The 13,568-nt window shown below is 46.7% G+C and carries 13 protein-coding genes; 4 read left to right on the top strand and 9 right to left on the bottom strand.

All coding sequences use genetic code 11. From position 1 onward, the window contains the following. Nucleotides 1–30: 30 nt before the first annotated feature. Nucleotides 31–384, top strand: a complete 354-nt coding sequence (locus tag ACMXYN_RS17365; protein ID WP_415892859.1) for a GFA family protein — start codon at nucleotides 31–33, stop codon at nucleotides 382–384. A gap of 160 nt (nucleotides 385–544) precedes the next feature. Here the strand turns inward: ACMXYN_RS17365 and ACMXYN_RS17360 are convergent, their stop codons facing one another. Continuing rightward, the gene (locus ACMXYN_RS17360; protein WP_415892858.1) at nucleotides 545–1,774 is read right to left on the bottom strand and encodes a nucleoside recognition domain-containing protein; all 1,230 of its coding nucleotides are present in this window, start codon (nucleotides 1,772–1,774) and stop codon (nucleotides 545–547) included. A 222-nt stretch (nucleotides 1,775–1,996) separates the two neighbouring features. On the opposite strand from ACMXYN_RS17360, the gene ACMXYN_RS17355 reads away from it, so the two are divergent. After that, the gene (locus ACMXYN_RS17355) at nucleotides 1,997–2,599 is read left to right on the top strand and encodes a fasciclin domain-containing protein (RefSeq protein WP_415892857.1); all 603 of its coding nucleotides are present in this window, start codon (nucleotides 1,997–1,999) and stop codon (nucleotides 2,597–2,599) included. A 74-nt stretch (nucleotides 2,600–2,673) separates the two neighbouring features. Here ACMXYN_RS17355 and ACMXYN_RS17350 read toward each other — a convergent pair whose 3' ends face one another. The 3 genes from ACMXYN_RS17350 to ACMXYN_RS17340 all read right to left on the bottom strand — a co-directional run bounded on the left by ACMXYN_RS17350 (nucleotide 2,674) and on the right by ACMXYN_RS17340 (nucleotide 4,179). Continuing rightward, a complete protein-coding gene (locus ACMXYN_RS17350) occupies nucleotides 2,674–3,165 on the bottom strand; it encodes a DUF6942 family protein (protein ID WP_415892856.1) in 492 nt (163 codons plus the stop codon). 6 nt (nucleotides 3,166–3,171) lie between these two features. Continuing rightward, on the bottom strand, nucleotides 3,172–3,522 hold the full coding sequence (locus ACMXYN_RS17345; RefSeq protein ID WP_415882879.1) for a ribbon-helix-helix domain-containing protein: 351 nt from the start codon (nucleotides 3,520–3,522) through the stop codon (nucleotides 3,172–3,174). Nucleotides 3,523–3,609: 87 nt separating this feature from the next. Beyond that, nucleotides 3,610–4,179, bottom strand: a complete 570-nt coding sequence (locus tag ACMXYN_RS17340; protein ID WP_415882878.1) for a DJ-1/PfpI family protein — start codon at nucleotides 4,177–4,179, stop codon at nucleotides 3,610–3,612. A 215-nt stretch (nucleotides 4,180–4,394) separates the two neighbouring features. On the opposite strand from ACMXYN_RS17340, the gene ACMXYN_RS17335 reads away from it, so the two are divergent. Next, a complete protein-coding gene (locus ACMXYN_RS17335) occupies nucleotides 4,395–5,267 on the top strand; it encodes an AraC family transcriptional regulator (RefSeq protein WP_415892855.1) in 873 nt (290 codons plus the stop codon). Here the strand turns inward: ACMXYN_RS17335 and ACMXYN_RS17330 are convergent. From ACMXYN_RS17330 to ACMXYN_RS17315, 4 genes are all read right to left on the bottom strand, one after another. Beyond that, the gene (locus ACMXYN_RS17330; RefSeq protein WP_415892854.1) at nucleotides 5,236–5,994 is read right to left on the bottom strand and encodes a substrate-binding periplasmic protein; all 759 of its coding nucleotides are present in this window, start codon (nucleotides 5,992–5,994) and stop codon (nucleotides 5,236–5,238) included. The two genes, ACMXYN_RS17335 and ACMXYN_RS17330, sit on opposite strands and share 32 nt — an antisense overlap. A gap of 91 nt (nucleotides 5,995–6,085) precedes the next feature. After that, nucleotides 6,086–8,299, bottom strand: coding sequence for a DNA helicase II (uvrD, locus tag ACMXYN_RS17325; RefSeq protein ID WP_415882875.1), 2,214 nt, complete (start codon nucleotides 8,297–8,299; stop codon nucleotides 6,086–6,088). 118 nt (nucleotides 8,300–8,417) lie between these two features. After that, nucleotides 8,418–9,377, bottom strand: a complete 960-nt coding sequence (locus ACMXYN_RS17320; protein WP_415892853.1) for a homoserine kinase — start codon at nucleotides 9,375–9,377, stop codon at nucleotides 8,418–8,420. 46 nt (nucleotides 9,378–9,423) lie between these two features. Continuing rightward, nucleotides 9,424–9,702 carry a DUF2782 domain-containing protein gene (locus tag ACMXYN_RS17315; RefSeq protein WP_415889658.1) on the bottom strand — a complete coding sequence of 93 codons (279 nt, stop codon included), beginning with the start codon at nucleotides 9,700–9,702 and terminating at the stop codon, nucleotides 9,424–9,426. Nucleotides 9,703–9,795: 93 nt separating this feature from the next. Here ACMXYN_RS17315 and polA point away from each other — a divergent pair, with 93 nt between their 5' ends. Further along, complete coding sequence (polA, locus tag ACMXYN_RS17310; protein WP_415892852.1) at nucleotides 9,796–12,561, top strand: DNA polymerase I; 2,766 nt, start codon at nucleotides 9,796–9,798, stop codon at nucleotides 12,559–12,561. A 185-nt stretch (nucleotides 12,562–12,746) separates the two neighbouring features. Here polA and yihA read toward each other — a convergent pair whose 3' ends face one another. After that, on the bottom strand, nucleotides 12,747–13,397 hold the full coding sequence (gene yihA / locus ACMXYN_RS17305) for a ribosome biogenesis GTP-binding protein YihA/YsxC (RefSeq protein WP_415892851.1): 651 nt from the start codon (nucleotides 13,395–13,397) through the stop codon (nucleotides 12,747–12,749). Nucleotides 13,398–13,568: the final 171 nt, after the last annotated feature.

The raw sequence follows: 13,568 nt of genomic DNA, 5'->3' as shown, positions 1-13,568 counted from the left end.
CTTTGCTTAAACCAAGTGGAGGCGAGTGCTATGCCGGTATATCAAGGCAGTTGTCATTGCGGCAATGTTAGATTCAGTTTTCATGCCCCAGAGATTGTTGAAGGTGTGCGTTGTAACTGCTCTATCTGCCAGAAGAAAGGCGCAATGATGGGTAACTTTGTAGTCGACCCTAGCGACATCGATATTCAGGTATCGGATGATTCCTTGGCAACTTACGAGTTCGCGACCCATATCGCCAAACATCATTTTTGTAAGCAATGCGGTATCTACACTTTCCATCAAACCTTGCGTAAACCTGGTCATTACCGCTTGCATCTAGGCTGTGTCGATGGTGTGGATGTATTGGCACTACCTTACGAACTGATTGATGGTGCTTCTTTGTAAGTTGGTTTATTAACCAAAGAACCAGTAACCCACAGTAATTGCGGCGATGATTCCTGCTAAATCGGCGGTTAAGCCGCAAGCAATGGCATGGCGAGTGTTTATGCCCGAGGTATAGAGTCTATAAGTATTCAAACTTTGGTTTTCTTCTGTTCTAGAAGTATTAACCGAAGAACCAATAACCCACAGTAATTGCGGCAATAATTCCCGCTAGATCTGCAGTAAGGCCACAAGCGATAGCATGGCGGGTATGCCTGATGCCAACCGCACCAAAATATACTGCCAGTACATAGAAGGTGGTTTCAGTTGAGCCTTGGACAACCGAGGCTAGGTAAGCTGCGAAAGAATCGACACCATGGGTATTCATGGTTTCCAGCATCATGGCGCGGGCGCCAGAGCCGGAAAATGGCTTCATAATCGCAGTGGGCAGTGCATCAACAAAGCGGGTATCGGCGCCAAAGCTGGCAAAGCCTTCACGTAGTAACCAGATAAACCCCTCTAACGCGCCACTTTCCCTGAGTACGCCAATCGCCACCAGCATGGCGAGCAGATAAGGGATAATTTTAATCGCGACTTCAAATCCCTCTTTTGCACCATCAATAAAGGTTTCGTAGATATTCACCCCTTTAAAGTGGGCAATACAGAGAAAGCCAATAATCGCCGAAAAGATCATTAAGTTACCCACTAGTGATGATTGCCGTTGTAGCTCATCGATCGTTAGTGTTGTGAAATAACCGATAAAAGCGAGTAATAGTGCAACAAATCCGCCGATATAGAGCAGAGAGACTCTTTCCCATAAACGGATCTTCTGCACAAAGCTCACCGCCAATAAGCCAGCAAGTGTCGAGCAACAGGTTGCAATTAGAATAGGGATAAAGACCGATGTAGGATCACTGGCACCTTGCTGCGCTCGATAGAGAAACACGGTGATCGGGAATAGCGTTACCGAGGAGGTGTTCAGTACCAGAAACAAAATCTGGGCATTAGTCGCGGTATCTTTATGTGGGTTTAAGCTCTGTAGATCACGCATTGCCTTCAAACCTAGAGGCGTAGCGGCGTTATCTAAACCTAGAACATTGGCCGAGAGGTTCATGGTCATTGAGCCCATGGCTGGGTGACCTTTTGGCACTTCTGGCATTAAACGGCAGAAAAGCGGACTTATCCCACGTGCAAACTTATCCACAAGCCCAGAACTTTCCGCCAGTTTCATGATGCCCAGCCAAAAGGCGAGGGTACCGATCAAGCCTATGGATAATTCCACCGATAGTTTCGACATGTCAAAGGTCGACTGAACCAAACGCTGGAATACTGCGGAATCATCTAGCCAGAGCCACTGATAGAGGGCTGCGCTAAAAGCGATTAGAAAAAAACTTAGCCAGATGCGATGAAGCATAAAAACCTTTTTAAATTTATCGCAATATCAGGGAGTTAAGTGGAGCTATTAAAAATAAGAATATTCTATTCACAGGCATAAAAACAGAAAAAGAAAATTTTGTTGTACATTTTTTGATCTGCCCTTCAAGAACCTCCGTAGCACTGATTACGATGCACTTAAGCAAAATCTCATTAAGGCAGTAGAGGGCCTGCTTAAGGAATAAACGCGAGGAGAACAACAATGAAAATTATAAAAACACTGGCCTGCTTTCTACTAGCTGTACCATTAATGGCAACTGCAGGTTCCTACGAAATGAAGAAAGATATTGTCGATGTTGCAGCGGGTAATGAGAGTTTCTCTACCTTAGTGACGGCGCTAAAAGCTGCTGACCTAGTCGGTGCCCTACAAGGCGATGGCCCATATACTGTGTTTGCGCCAACCAATGAAGCGTTTGCCAAACTGCCAGAAGAAACTTTGGCTAACCTGCTAAAGCCTGAGAACAAAAAAGACCTACAAGCGGTACTTACCTACCACGTAGTAGCTGGCAAAGTGGATGCAAAAACGGCTATGGGTTTAAGTGCAGCACCATCCCTACAAGGTGAAAATATCGCGATTAGCTTAGCTGGCGGTAATGTGATGATCAATCAGGCGACTGTAGTTGCGGCTGATGTGGATGCAAGCAACGGTATTATCCATGTGATCGACACTGTGATTTTACCTCCATCGCTTCAGCAAGCGGCTGAGATCAATCGTATGACTGAGGATAATCCAACTGCAGCGGGTGCTAATCAGCAAACATTTAATATGAATTGGGAAAAGATTCAGAATCCGACTCTGAATTAAGTAATGTCTTAGTTCTGCGAGATAATAAGCCCTGATTATTCAGGGCTTTAATTGTTTTAAGCGCTTTGATGGTTTTAAGGACTTAGGTTTTTTACCAACCCAACCAACTGGTTGATTCTGGCATTGCTTAGCTGACGATAATCCAAATAAGGGCAGACGATCACTTTGTTGTCTGTATCTATCGCAAAGTACGGATCTAACCAAAGCAAGTTTTCTAGACCGAGTTCTTGGGCATAGGTTTTACCGGCAATGATATGGATACGATTTGGCTCTGATAGATTTGGCTTTGAAAACAGCAAGGCCATTGGGCTTTCTGCCTGATACAGCGACTGATCGCGCAACATCTGCCAAGTCTTAAACTCTACGTCGCTTTGTAGCTCAAACAGAAACTTAGCGCTGACATTAAAAATTTTACGCCAGTGATTGCCAGTTTGATCCGCAATATGTTTGATCTCACCCGAACTGAGTGGGCGAAGATGATCGAGAGTGGGGTAAGGCTCAATCGGTGGTCGATTGGCTATATAGATCGCGATCTCAAACCCTTGAGCGCCGAATCCGACAGTCATAGAGATTTAGTGACGCTTTTCGATTTCGTTACTTAAAATCGCATCAGCATCTAGGGAGCTGATCGCCACAGTTTCATTCGTTGGGATATCGCCTGACAGTTGCAACGCCAGGTAGCGCATACAACAAACTCGTAGAAATGAAGTGAAGTTACCTAAGTCGTGACCGGCATCGATCGATTCGTGATAGAGGCGGGTCAGCATCTGCGGAATATTTAGATCATCCCGTTCTGCGATCGCTGTCAGGGTCGTCCAAAAATAGTTTTCCAGACGTACGCTGGTAACCATACCGTCAATACGGATTGAGCGGGTGCTGCTTTTCCAAAGTTCTGGTTCGGCATTAATAAACAGTTTGCACATAGCTCTCTCCACTGATTTGACTATATAGGTAGCGACAAACTGCTTTCGGGTTCAGGTTTGGGGAGAAAGCAGCTTGCGCTAATTCTATTACATAGTTAGCAAAACCATAAACTGTGCTAACCAAGCAGGGTGTGCTGGCCATGCAGGGGCAGTGACTAGATTGCCATCAGTCACGGCTGCATCCAGTGGAATGTCAGTGTAAGTACCACCAGATTGATTGATCTCCGGGGCACACGCAGGGTATGCAGAGCAAGATTTACCTTCTAGAACGCCCGCAGCAGATAGCAATTGCGCACCGTGGCAGATTGCAGCGACGGGTTTGTTCTCTTTGAAGAAGTGTTGCACCATCTCAATCACTTCTTTGTTTAAACGTAGATATTCTGGTGCTCGACCACCTGGGATCACCAGTGCGTCATAATCTTCAACATTAATATCTGCGAACGTCGCGTTTAGGGTGAAGTTGTGGCCGCGTTTTTCAGTGTAGGTTTGGTCACCTTCGAAGTCATGAATCGCTGTAGCAACCGTATCGCCGCTAACTTTCTCTGGGCATACTGCATCTACATGATGGCCAACCGTTAATAGGGTTTGGAACGGCACCATCGTTTCATAATCTTCGGTGAAATCACCGGTAATCATCAGAATCTTTTTGCTTTGCATTGTATTGGGCTCCCTTGTTTGGGCTTTTTTATTTGAATGGCTGCTCAATACTTATCAAGGTAACAGGGCTTGGTTTGGGATAGGTATTAGCTGAATACTACATGGTGAAAAAGTGACCAATACTTTTGTTGCATGGGAATTGTTAAGCTAGCAGTCCTTGTTTAAATTCGACGAACTTAAACTCGATTGCCGATGGATGCTTTAGGCTGGTTTAGATGCAAAAAATTAAACACACCTTTTTTGAGAACAAACGCTTAGCGACTCTAGGGATTGAACCTATCTCGTTCTCAGATCTCTATCAGAAGTTGCCTACTGTGCCTGAGCGTCTAGAGTTTTATATGCTGATTCTAGTGACCAAAGGGCAAGGACAGCATTGCATCGATTTTATCGATTATGATTTAAGGCCGGGCACTCTTTTGTTTGTGCGACCAGGGCAGGTTCAGGAGTGGCAGGATTATCGCGATTTGCAAGCGGAGGTCGTGCTGATTGATCCTGCAGCATTACCGAATGATGAAAGGGTGAAATCTAAAGGTGTGGATCTGCTAGCTCTGCAAGATTGGCAAAATTGCACGCTACTGACCGAGCTTTTACAGCAGGACATTCGGCAATCGATTTCACGCTTAAAGCGCGATTTTGAAGGGTTTGATGGCTCAGAGTTAGATATCTCACTTCTGCGCAATGAACTATTGAACCTGCTACTCCGCTTTGCGCGTTGGCAAAATAAGGTCAGAGTTACCGATCAGGTCACAAGCCGATCCCGCAAAACCTATCAATTGTTTATCGATCTGTTGGAGCAAGAGTACCGGACTGAGCATAGCTTACGTTTCTATGCTGAAAAGCTCGGTTACGCCCAGAGTACTTTAAGTCGAGCCTGCATTCAGGTGGAGGGTTATAGCGCTAAGGTGGTGATTGATCGCCGTGTCGCTTTGGAAGCTAGACGTATGTTGGCTCATAGTTCTGCCTCTGTGGCAGAGGTAGGGTATTGGTTGGGCTTTAGTGAAGCGACCAATTTCGTTAAATTCTTTCGCCGCATGGTGGGTGTTACACCGCAACAGTTTAGGGAGCAGCGTTCGGAACAGCGGCACTAATAGCGTTATGTTGGGTTAAGTATTTCTTTACGATCTGATCGCGTTTACCACTGCTAATTAGGTTTTCAATGGATTTGTTGATCGGTTCGACCAAATCAAGTCTCGCTCGATGAATCCTGATATGTAGACTAGCCTCATCGTGGATCGGACCTTTAGCTAGGTAATTCCGTTGTGAAGAGGCTTCATAGATATCTTCGTTGACGATACCTACATCAGCACGGCCTAAAGCCAGCGCCCGCATTAAAGTGATCTCATTTTGAAAATCTAAACGTTCGCCAAAATGTTCGGCGCCGCGATAATCAAACCCGCGTACTGTCGCAACGCGTTTATCTGATAGATCAGATAGCTTGTCTATGGAAAAGATCTTCTCCTTTGGAAAGACAAAAATATCTTTGGTCCAGTAAAACGGTTTGCTGAATATCTGAACCTCTTGCTCGCGAGGCCGTTGGCGCCATGCTGGGTTAGCGCAGCAGGAGACGGCATACAGTTGAGTTTCGAAACCAATGCGTCGGCGCATTGGAGGAATAGGTACAAGGTTTGGTTCTAAATCTGCACCTTTAAGTATTTCGCGAAAAAGGTCAGGGTAGATACCGCTGGCTTCCCCTTCATTAAGTAAGGCTAAGGGTGCGCGTTCCTGATCGTAGATAGGGACGGTGATCTCTTCCTTGGCCTGAAGGGCTGAGCTGGAAAAGAGTAGGAAAGCGAAGACGCTCCATAGTTTATACATATCCCCTCCGTCACCTTAAAAACCTCAACCGTTTAAGTATAAGGTGACTTTGGGGAATTCGCCTTCTTCAAGGCTTGGATATCATTGCTAGTTATAGCGGCGTTAGATTGGCAAAGCCAACCACCAGCCATTTACTGCCTTCGTAATCGAAATTAACCTGTACTCGGGCCTTAGGCCCCGAACCTTCAAAGTTAAGTACAGTGCCATCACCAAATTTGCTGTGCATCACACGTTGGCCAAGAGCAAGATTGGTCTCTGGTACATCACTGCTGCTCAGTGAGCTACTACCAAATAAGCTACTGCCTTGGCTATCGTTATGACGGCTGGTCATTGGACGGCTAACGCTAGCGTTGAGGCGAACCTCTTCCATCAAGTCGTTTGGAATTTCACCAATAAAGCGGGATGGTCGGTTGTAGTTATCTTGTCCGTGCAAACGACGGGATTCAGCGTAAGTGATAAACAGCTTCTGCATGGCACGGGTGATACCTACATAGCAGAGGCGACGTTCTTCCTCTAAACGGCCCGGCTCTTCCACAGACATCTTATGCGGAAACAAGCCTTCTTCTACACCGGCTAGGAATACTTGTGGGAATTCCAGGCCTTTCGCGGAGTGAAGGGTCATTAGTTGCACGCTGTCTTGGTAATCATCTGCTTGCGCATCACCGGCATCTAGCGCTGCTTGGTCTAAGAATGCCGCAAGTGGGGAGTTAAACTCCTCATCCAGAAACTCATCCCACTGACTGTTGAACTGCTTCGCCGCAGTAACCAGCTCTTCCAAGTTTTCGATACGGGATTGAGCTTTCTCGCCTTTCTCTTTTTTGTGGTGCTCGATCAGGCCTGAGTGTTGGATCACGTGCTCAGTCTGTTCGTGTAGTAGGGTGTCTTCGGTATCTTGCGCCATCTGATTAATCAGATCTAAGAAAGCCTGTAGGGCATTAGATGCACGCGCTGGTAGCTTTTTCAGTTCCACAATTTCGTTGGACGCGCGCCACATAGAGATCGCTTGGCTACGAGCATGCTCACGGATGATCTCTATAGTACGTGTGCCTATACCGCGAGTCGGTACATTGATAACACGCTCCATCGAGGTGTCATCGTCGCGGTTGCTTAGCAGACGCATATAGGAAAGCGCATTTTTGATCTCAAGACGTTCATAGAAGCGTTGGCCACCGTATATACGGTAGGGTACGCCACTACGAATCAAGGCTTCCTCGAGTACTCGGGACTGGGCGTTGGAGCGGTACAGAATCGCACACTCTTTACGGAGGTTGCCCTCTTGTACCCATTTACCGATTTGATCGACGATAAAGCGTGCTTCGTCTTGTTCGTTAAAGGCTGCATATAGTGAGATCGGTTCACCTTCGCCCGATTCTGTATGTAGCTCTTTACCTAAACGACCTTGGTTGTTGCGAATGACTTCGTTGGCAGCGCGCAGAATCGTTTCTGTAGAGCGGTAGTTTTGCTCTAGCTTGATCGTTTCTGTACCCGGGAAGTGAACTGGTAGGTTCTGGATATTTTCGATCTTCGCGCCACGCCAGCCGTAGATAGACTGGTCATCATCGCCTACGGCCATCAATTTCTTCTGACCGCCACAAAGTAGTTGCAGCCAGCCATACTGAATGGTGTTGGTATCTTGGAACTCGTCCACCAGAATGTAGCGGAAACGCTCTTGATAGTGCTCCAGTAGAGCTGGGTTCTTATCACGGAACAGTTCAAGGGAGCGTAGCAAAAGCTCGCCAAAGTCGATCATGCCGCCACGTTCGCAGGCTTGTTCGTAAGCCTCGTAAACTGCGAGCATCTGGCGATCATTCAGGTCATGGCGTGGTTCGATATGTTTAGCGCGCAGGCCATTATCTTTCTTATCGTTGATGTACCACTGGAATTGGCGAGCCGGCCAGCGCTTATCGTCCAGATTCATCTCTTTGGCTAAACGTTTAATCAGACGCAACTGATCATCGCTATCCATAATCTGGAAGTTTTCAGGTAAGCCTGCATCCTGCCAGTGAGCACGCAGTATACGGTGGGCTAAACCGTGGAAGGTGCCGACCCACATGCCTTGAGGATTGATGCCCAATAGCTCCTCAATACGGCCACGCATCTCTTTTGCAGCTTTGTTGGTGAACGTAACCGCCATAATAGAGTAGGGCGACATTCCCTCTGTCTGAATCAACCAAGCAATTCGGTGTACCAATACGCGGGTTTTACCAGAGCCTGCGCCGGCTAAAACTAGTAAGTTTTGTACCGGTGCGGTTACAGCATTGCGTTGGGCATCGTTCAGAGAATCGATAATGTGAGTTACGTCCATAGCGGCTTTCTGTTCACTGTATAAATAATCAGTGGCTGATTATAGCGGGTGTTAGCAAAAGAGGGCAGTGTTGATTTACTAAGACTCCTAAGGGGGGAGTCTTAGTATAAGAAATCAGCTAGTTGGGAAGCTGACTTGGATTGTTACGGCGATAGATCAGGATCTGTTTTAGCTCTTCTGGATCTTTCAGCTTCTGTTCGCTGTTTTCATCTAACCATGGGATTAAACGAGATAGCCAGAATCGCATCGCGGCAGTACAGGTCAGCACTGGCCAAGCTGCGTATTCATCCTGCGTGAAAGGGCGCGCTTTTGCGTAGGCTTTTAGCAGCGCTTGTTCGCGTTTGCTATCAATCGAGCCATCTGGGCGGCAGCACCAATCATTAGCCACGATCGCCAGATCAAACAGCAGATAGGCGGTTGCAGCGTTATAAAGATCTAAAACGGCACTGACCTCAGTCCCTTGGAACAGCACATTATCGTGGAATAGATCACCATGAATTGTGCCTGCTTTGATATCGCCCGGCTGTTCGCGAAGTTGATCAAAGCGCGCAACCTCTTCGTGTAGCATAGTTTGATCATCTTCGGGCAACTTACTACGAATGAGTTCGCTCTCTCTGCGCCACCAAAACACACCACGGTGCGCTTGGCGCTCAAGATAGAAGTCTTCAGTAGCAACGTGGAACTCGCCTAAGACTTTGCCTATGGCAGCACAGTGCTCAGGTCTGAGTTCTTGCTGACCCACATGCTCACCAAAGAACCTTGGCTGTAGCGCAGCTGGTTTCTTTTTCAGTTGTTTTAGGCCGATTCCATTACGATCTTGAATAGCAAAAGGTACAGCGATATTTCGCTGTGATAGCCATTGGCATAACTCGACAAAGTAGGGAAGCTCTTCGTAGCTAAGCTCTTCAAACAAAGTGAGTACATACTCCGTTTCAACCTCTTCATTTACGAGGGTGACAAAGTAGTTGGTATTTTCGATACCACCATCAATACCTTTGTAACTGACTAACTCTCCCAGATCATAATCTTTAAGGAATGCGGTTAGGTCAGTGTCATTAAGTTGCGTATATACAGCCAAGCGCTTTACTCACTTCGTAAAATTGAATTCGTTTGTTCCAGCGGACTTACCAGCGGAACAGCACCCATTTAGGGATCAGCATTTGTGACTCTTCATGACGAATAAATGCGCCGTCACCCGGTGCTGGAACAAGATAGTATTCTTTGCCATTTTTTGGCACTACCTTAATCTCCTGAAGCTGACCATTTACGCGATACTCGTAATAGGTTTTATCTTCTTCGTGGAAGATCGTGATCTGTGGTTCGTCTTCATCAACCAGCGGCGGAACTTCGGCATAAGCTACAGGTGTCACTGCAAGTAGTGCTGCTAATAGTAGCTTTTTCATTATTCTTTCCTCTTTCATGGCAAGATTTCTTTTGGCAGATGAGCTTATCGACTATGATCGGGTTTTTGAAGAATAACCAACCCGGATTTCCTGATGAGCGAACAGCAGCAAGCCAACTCCTCTCCTTTAATTTTAGTCGACGGTTCCTCTTATTTATACCGTGCTTTTTTTGCTTCACAACAGGCTGACCTGCGAAATTCTGCAGGAATCCCAACAGGAGCGATCCGAGTTGTTACTTCAATGCTTAAAAGCTTGATCAAACAGTATCCAGACAGCCCAATTGCGGTGATCTTTGATGCTAAAGGCAAAACATTCCGTGATGAGATCTACAGCGATTACAAAGCTCAGCGTCCACCGATGCCGGATGATCTTCGTAGTCAGGTAGAGCCGATCCACAACATCGTCAAAGCGTTGGGTATGCCGCTTATCGTAGAACCGGGTGTTGAGGCAGATGATGTGATCGGTACGATGGCGCGCGAAGCCAGCGCTCAAGGTATCGATACCCTGATCTCTACAGGCGATAAGGATATGGCACAGTTGGTGGATCAGCACGTAACACTGATCAATACGATGACTGACACCATCATGGATATTGAAGGTGTAAAAGAGAAGTTTGGTATTCCGCCAGAGCTGATCATCGATTACTTGGCATTGATGGGCGATAAGGTCGATAACATCCCAGGCGTTCCGGGCGTGGGTGAAAAAACGGCATTGGCTTTGTTGCAAGGTATCGGCGGTATTAAAGATCTATACGAAAACCTAGATAAAATTGCTGATCTCGGTTTCCGTGGCTCGAAAACCATGGCGAAGAAACTAGAAGATAACCGTGAAGAAGCGGATCTATCTTACCTGCTGGCAACGATTAAAACCGACGTTGAGCTGCATGAAAAAGTTGCAGAGATCGTTAAGCCAGAGCCAAACAAAGAGCAGTTAATCGAGTTATACAAAGAATTTGAATTCAAAACTTGGGTACGTGAGCTGGAATCCGGTGAGAGCGGTACTGCTATTGCAGCTGATGCTTCAGAGCCATCTGCTCCAGAAGCACCTAAAGATGTTGAATACACAACCGTGCTTAATGAAGCTGATCTAGATAGCTGGATTGGAAAGTTATCCACAGCCGAACTTTTTGCCTTCGATACGGAAACAACCAGCTTGAACTATATGGAAGCTGAGCTGGTGGGTGTTTCCTTTGCGGTAGAGCCGGGCAAAGCTGCTTATGTGCCTGTTGCGCATGATTACATGGGCGCGCCAGAGCAAATCAGCCGTGATGTTCTTTTGACTAAGCTGAAACCACTATTAGAAAGCGAAGACCACAAAAAGATCGGTCAGCATATTAAATACGATATGAACGTGTTGGCTCGTTACGATATCGATCTAAAAGGTGTGGCGTTCGATACCATGCTGGAATCCTACGTGCTGAACTCCACGGCAACACGTCACGATATGGACAGCTTGGCTGATCGTTATCTGGGTGTGAAAACGGTTAAATTCGAAGAGATCGCCGGTAAAGGTAAAAAACAGCTGACGTTCAACCAGATCGAGCTAGAACAAGCCGCGCCTTATGCGGCGGAAGATGCTGATATCACCCTGCGCCTTCATCAAGCGATCGATAGCCAGCTAAGCCAAGATGAAACGCTAAGCAAAGTCTTCAATGAGATCGAAAAACCGCTGATTCCAGTACTGTCGCGTATCGAACGTAACGGCGCTTTGGTTGATGCGTCGATGCTTGGTGAACAAAGTATCGAGCTGGCTGCACGTATGGTGGAGCTGGAGCGTGAAGCTTACGATATTGCCGGTAAAGAGTTTAATCTGGCGTCACCAAAGCAGTTGCAGCAGATTCTATTTGAAGAGCTGAATATCCCGGTGATCAAGAAAACGCCAAAAGGCGCACCATCGACTGCCGAGGAAGTACTTCAGGAGTTAGCATTGGAATATCCTCTGCCGAAATTGATTCTTGAACACCGTAGCTTGAGCAAGCTTAAATCGACTTACACTGATAAGCTTCCGCTAATGATCAGTCCAAGTACTGGACGTATTCATACCTCTTACCATCAAGCGGTGACAGCGACAGGGCGTCTATCTTCGACGGATCCAAACCTGCAGAACATTCCGGTACGTACTCAGGAAGGCCGCCGTATTCGTCACGCCTTCATCGCTCCAGAAGGCTACAAGGTTGTAGCTGCCGATTACTCGCAGATCGAACTGCGTATTATGGCGCACCTATCACAGGATCAGGGTTTATTGGATGCTTTCTCTAAAGGCGCCGATATTCACCGTGCGACAGCGGCAGAAGTTTTCAAAGTTGAACTCGATCAGGTATCCGATGATCAGCGCCGCAGTGCTAAAGCGATCAACTTCGGTTTGATCTACGGTATGTCTGCGTTTGGTCTAGCGAAGCAGTTAGGTATCGCCCGTAAAGATGCCGCGCAGTATATCGAACACTATTTCGAGACCTATCCGGGTGTGCAGCACTATATGGATGATATCCGCACTAAAGCACAGGAACAGGGTTACGTTGAAACTCTGTTTGGTCGCCGTTTGTACCTGCCAGAGATTAAAGCGAAAAACGCGATGCGCCGTCAGGCAGCTGAACGTACCGCAATCAATGCGCCAATGCAGGGTACTGCCGCAGATATCATTAAGCGCGCGATGGTGGCGGTCGATGCTTGGTTAGCCGAGTCCGATTTTGATGTACGTATGATTATGCAGGTACATGATGAATTGGTCTTTGAAGTACGTGAAGATCAGGTAGATGCCTTCGTTGCCGAAGTGAAAGATCAGATGGCAGGAGCAGCCGATCTGGATGTACCGTTGCTAGTTGAAGCCGGTGTCGGTGAAAACTGGGAGCAGGCTCACTAAGTTCAGAAAATATTTTTGAGTATTTTTTGAACAAAAGGGAACTTTTTAAAATATAGAGAGTCAACAGCCTTAAGAGTCACTTACACATTCATCGTGCCATGGCTGTGGCTCTTTACAACAAGCATGCGTTAAAGCCCTGAGAAATTGACAGTTCCCCTTCCTAAGTTTCCCAGGGCTTTCTTTTGTTATTCGCCTTCAAATTCCTCTTCGAAGTCATCTTCCGGTAGTAGCCATAGATCCAAACGCTGTCTTAGCTGATCGACATTCTGTTTCTTCAACGCGGAGAAGGTTTGCACAGTCACCAGATCACCTAGAATGGCAGTTAGTTCCTTGCGAATCTTCAACATAGTCGACTGAGCCGGACCTTTTTTCAGCTTGTCTGATTTGGTTAGCAGTACATGTAGCGGCATCTCAGTACTTAGACACCAATCAACCATCATCTGATCGAACTCTTTCATTGGATGGCGAATATCCATTACAAGCACAACGCCTTGTAGGCATTGGCGCTTTTGTAGGTACTCTTCCAAGTGCTGCTGCCAATGCTGTTTCATCGCGACAGGTACTTTGGCATAGCCATAACCCGGTAGATCGACAATACGCACGCCTTCGATATTTAGATCGAAGAAGTTAATCAATTGGGTACGGCCTGGCGTTTTCGATGTACGTGCCAATTTGTTGTTATTGGTCAGCGTATTGATCGCACTGGATTTACCTGCATTTGAGCGGCCTGCGAAAGCGACTTCTGCGCCTATATCCGCCGGACACTGGTGTAATTTTGCCGCACTCTTATTGAATTTTGCGGTGTTGTAGTGAACGGTTTTTTGATCTGAAGACATATTTTTAAGTCGCTTTTTAAGAAATCGCTACTAAAGGAACAGAGATTGCCGTTCCAGTTTGTGTGGATATTGGTTTATAATTGCGCCAATTTTACCTGCGAACAGGCCTAAGCTCTAGTCTGCAGGGAAGTGAGGATAACATCGGTCAACGCTTAATGACTCATCATTACG

This window comes from Neptuniibacter sp. PT8_73, from assembly GCF_047778045.1.
Lineage (GTDB): Bacteria > Pseudomonadota > Gammaproteobacteria > Pseudomonadales > Balneatricaceae > Neptuniibacter.
Note: the sequence above shows the minus strand (reverse complement) of the source record. Positions and strands in the feature narration are given on the sequence as shown.

Excerpts from the sequence above, each read along its gene's own strand:
- ACMXYN_RS17365 (WP_415892859.1), top strand. The coding sequence starts at position 31 with ATGCCGGTATATCAAGGCAGTTGTCATTGCGGCAATGTTAGATTCAGT.
- ACMXYN_RS17360 (WP_415892858.1), bottom strand. The coding sequence starts at position 1,774 with ATGCTTCATCGCATCTGGCTAAGTTTTTTTCTAATCGCTTTTAGCGCA.
- ACMXYN_RS17355 (WP_415892857.1), top strand. The coding sequence starts at position 1,997 with ATGAAAATTATAAAAACACTGGCCTGCTTTCTACTAGCTGTACCATTA.
- ACMXYN_RS17350 (WP_415892856.1), bottom strand. The coding sequence starts at position 3,165 with ATGACTGTCGGATTCGGCGCTCAAGGGTTTGAGATCGCGATCTATATA.
- ACMXYN_RS17345 (WP_415882879.1), bottom strand. The coding sequence starts at position 3,522 with ATGTGCAAACTGTTTATTAATGCCGAACCAGAACTTTGGAAAAGCAGC.
- ACMXYN_RS17340 (WP_415882878.1), bottom strand. The coding sequence starts at position 4,179 with ATGCAAAGCAAAAAGATTCTGATGATTACCGGTGATTTCACCGAAGAT.
- ACMXYN_RS17335 (WP_415892855.1), top strand. The coding sequence starts at position 4,395 with ATGCAAAAAATTAAACACACCTTTTTTGAGAACAAACGCTTAGCGACT.
- ACMXYN_RS17330 (WP_415892854.1), bottom strand. The coding sequence starts at position 5,994 with ATGTATAAACTATGGAGCGTCTTCGCTTTCCTACTCTTTTCCAGCTCA.
- uvrD (WP_415882875.1), bottom strand. The coding sequence starts at position 8,299 with ATGGACGTAACTCACATTATCGATTCTCTGAACGATGCCCAACGCAAT.
- ACMXYN_RS17315 (WP_415889658.1), bottom strand. The coding sequence starts at position 9,702 with ATGAAAAAGCTACTATTAGCAGCACTACTTGCAGTGACACCTGTAGCT.
- polA (WP_415892852.1), top strand. The coding sequence starts at position 9,796 with ATGAGCGAACAGCAGCAAGCCAACTCCTCTCCTTTAATTTTAGTCGAC.
- yihA (WP_415892851.1), bottom strand. The coding sequence starts at position 13,397 with ATGTCTTCAGATCAAAAAACCGTTCACTACAACACCGCAAAATTCAAT.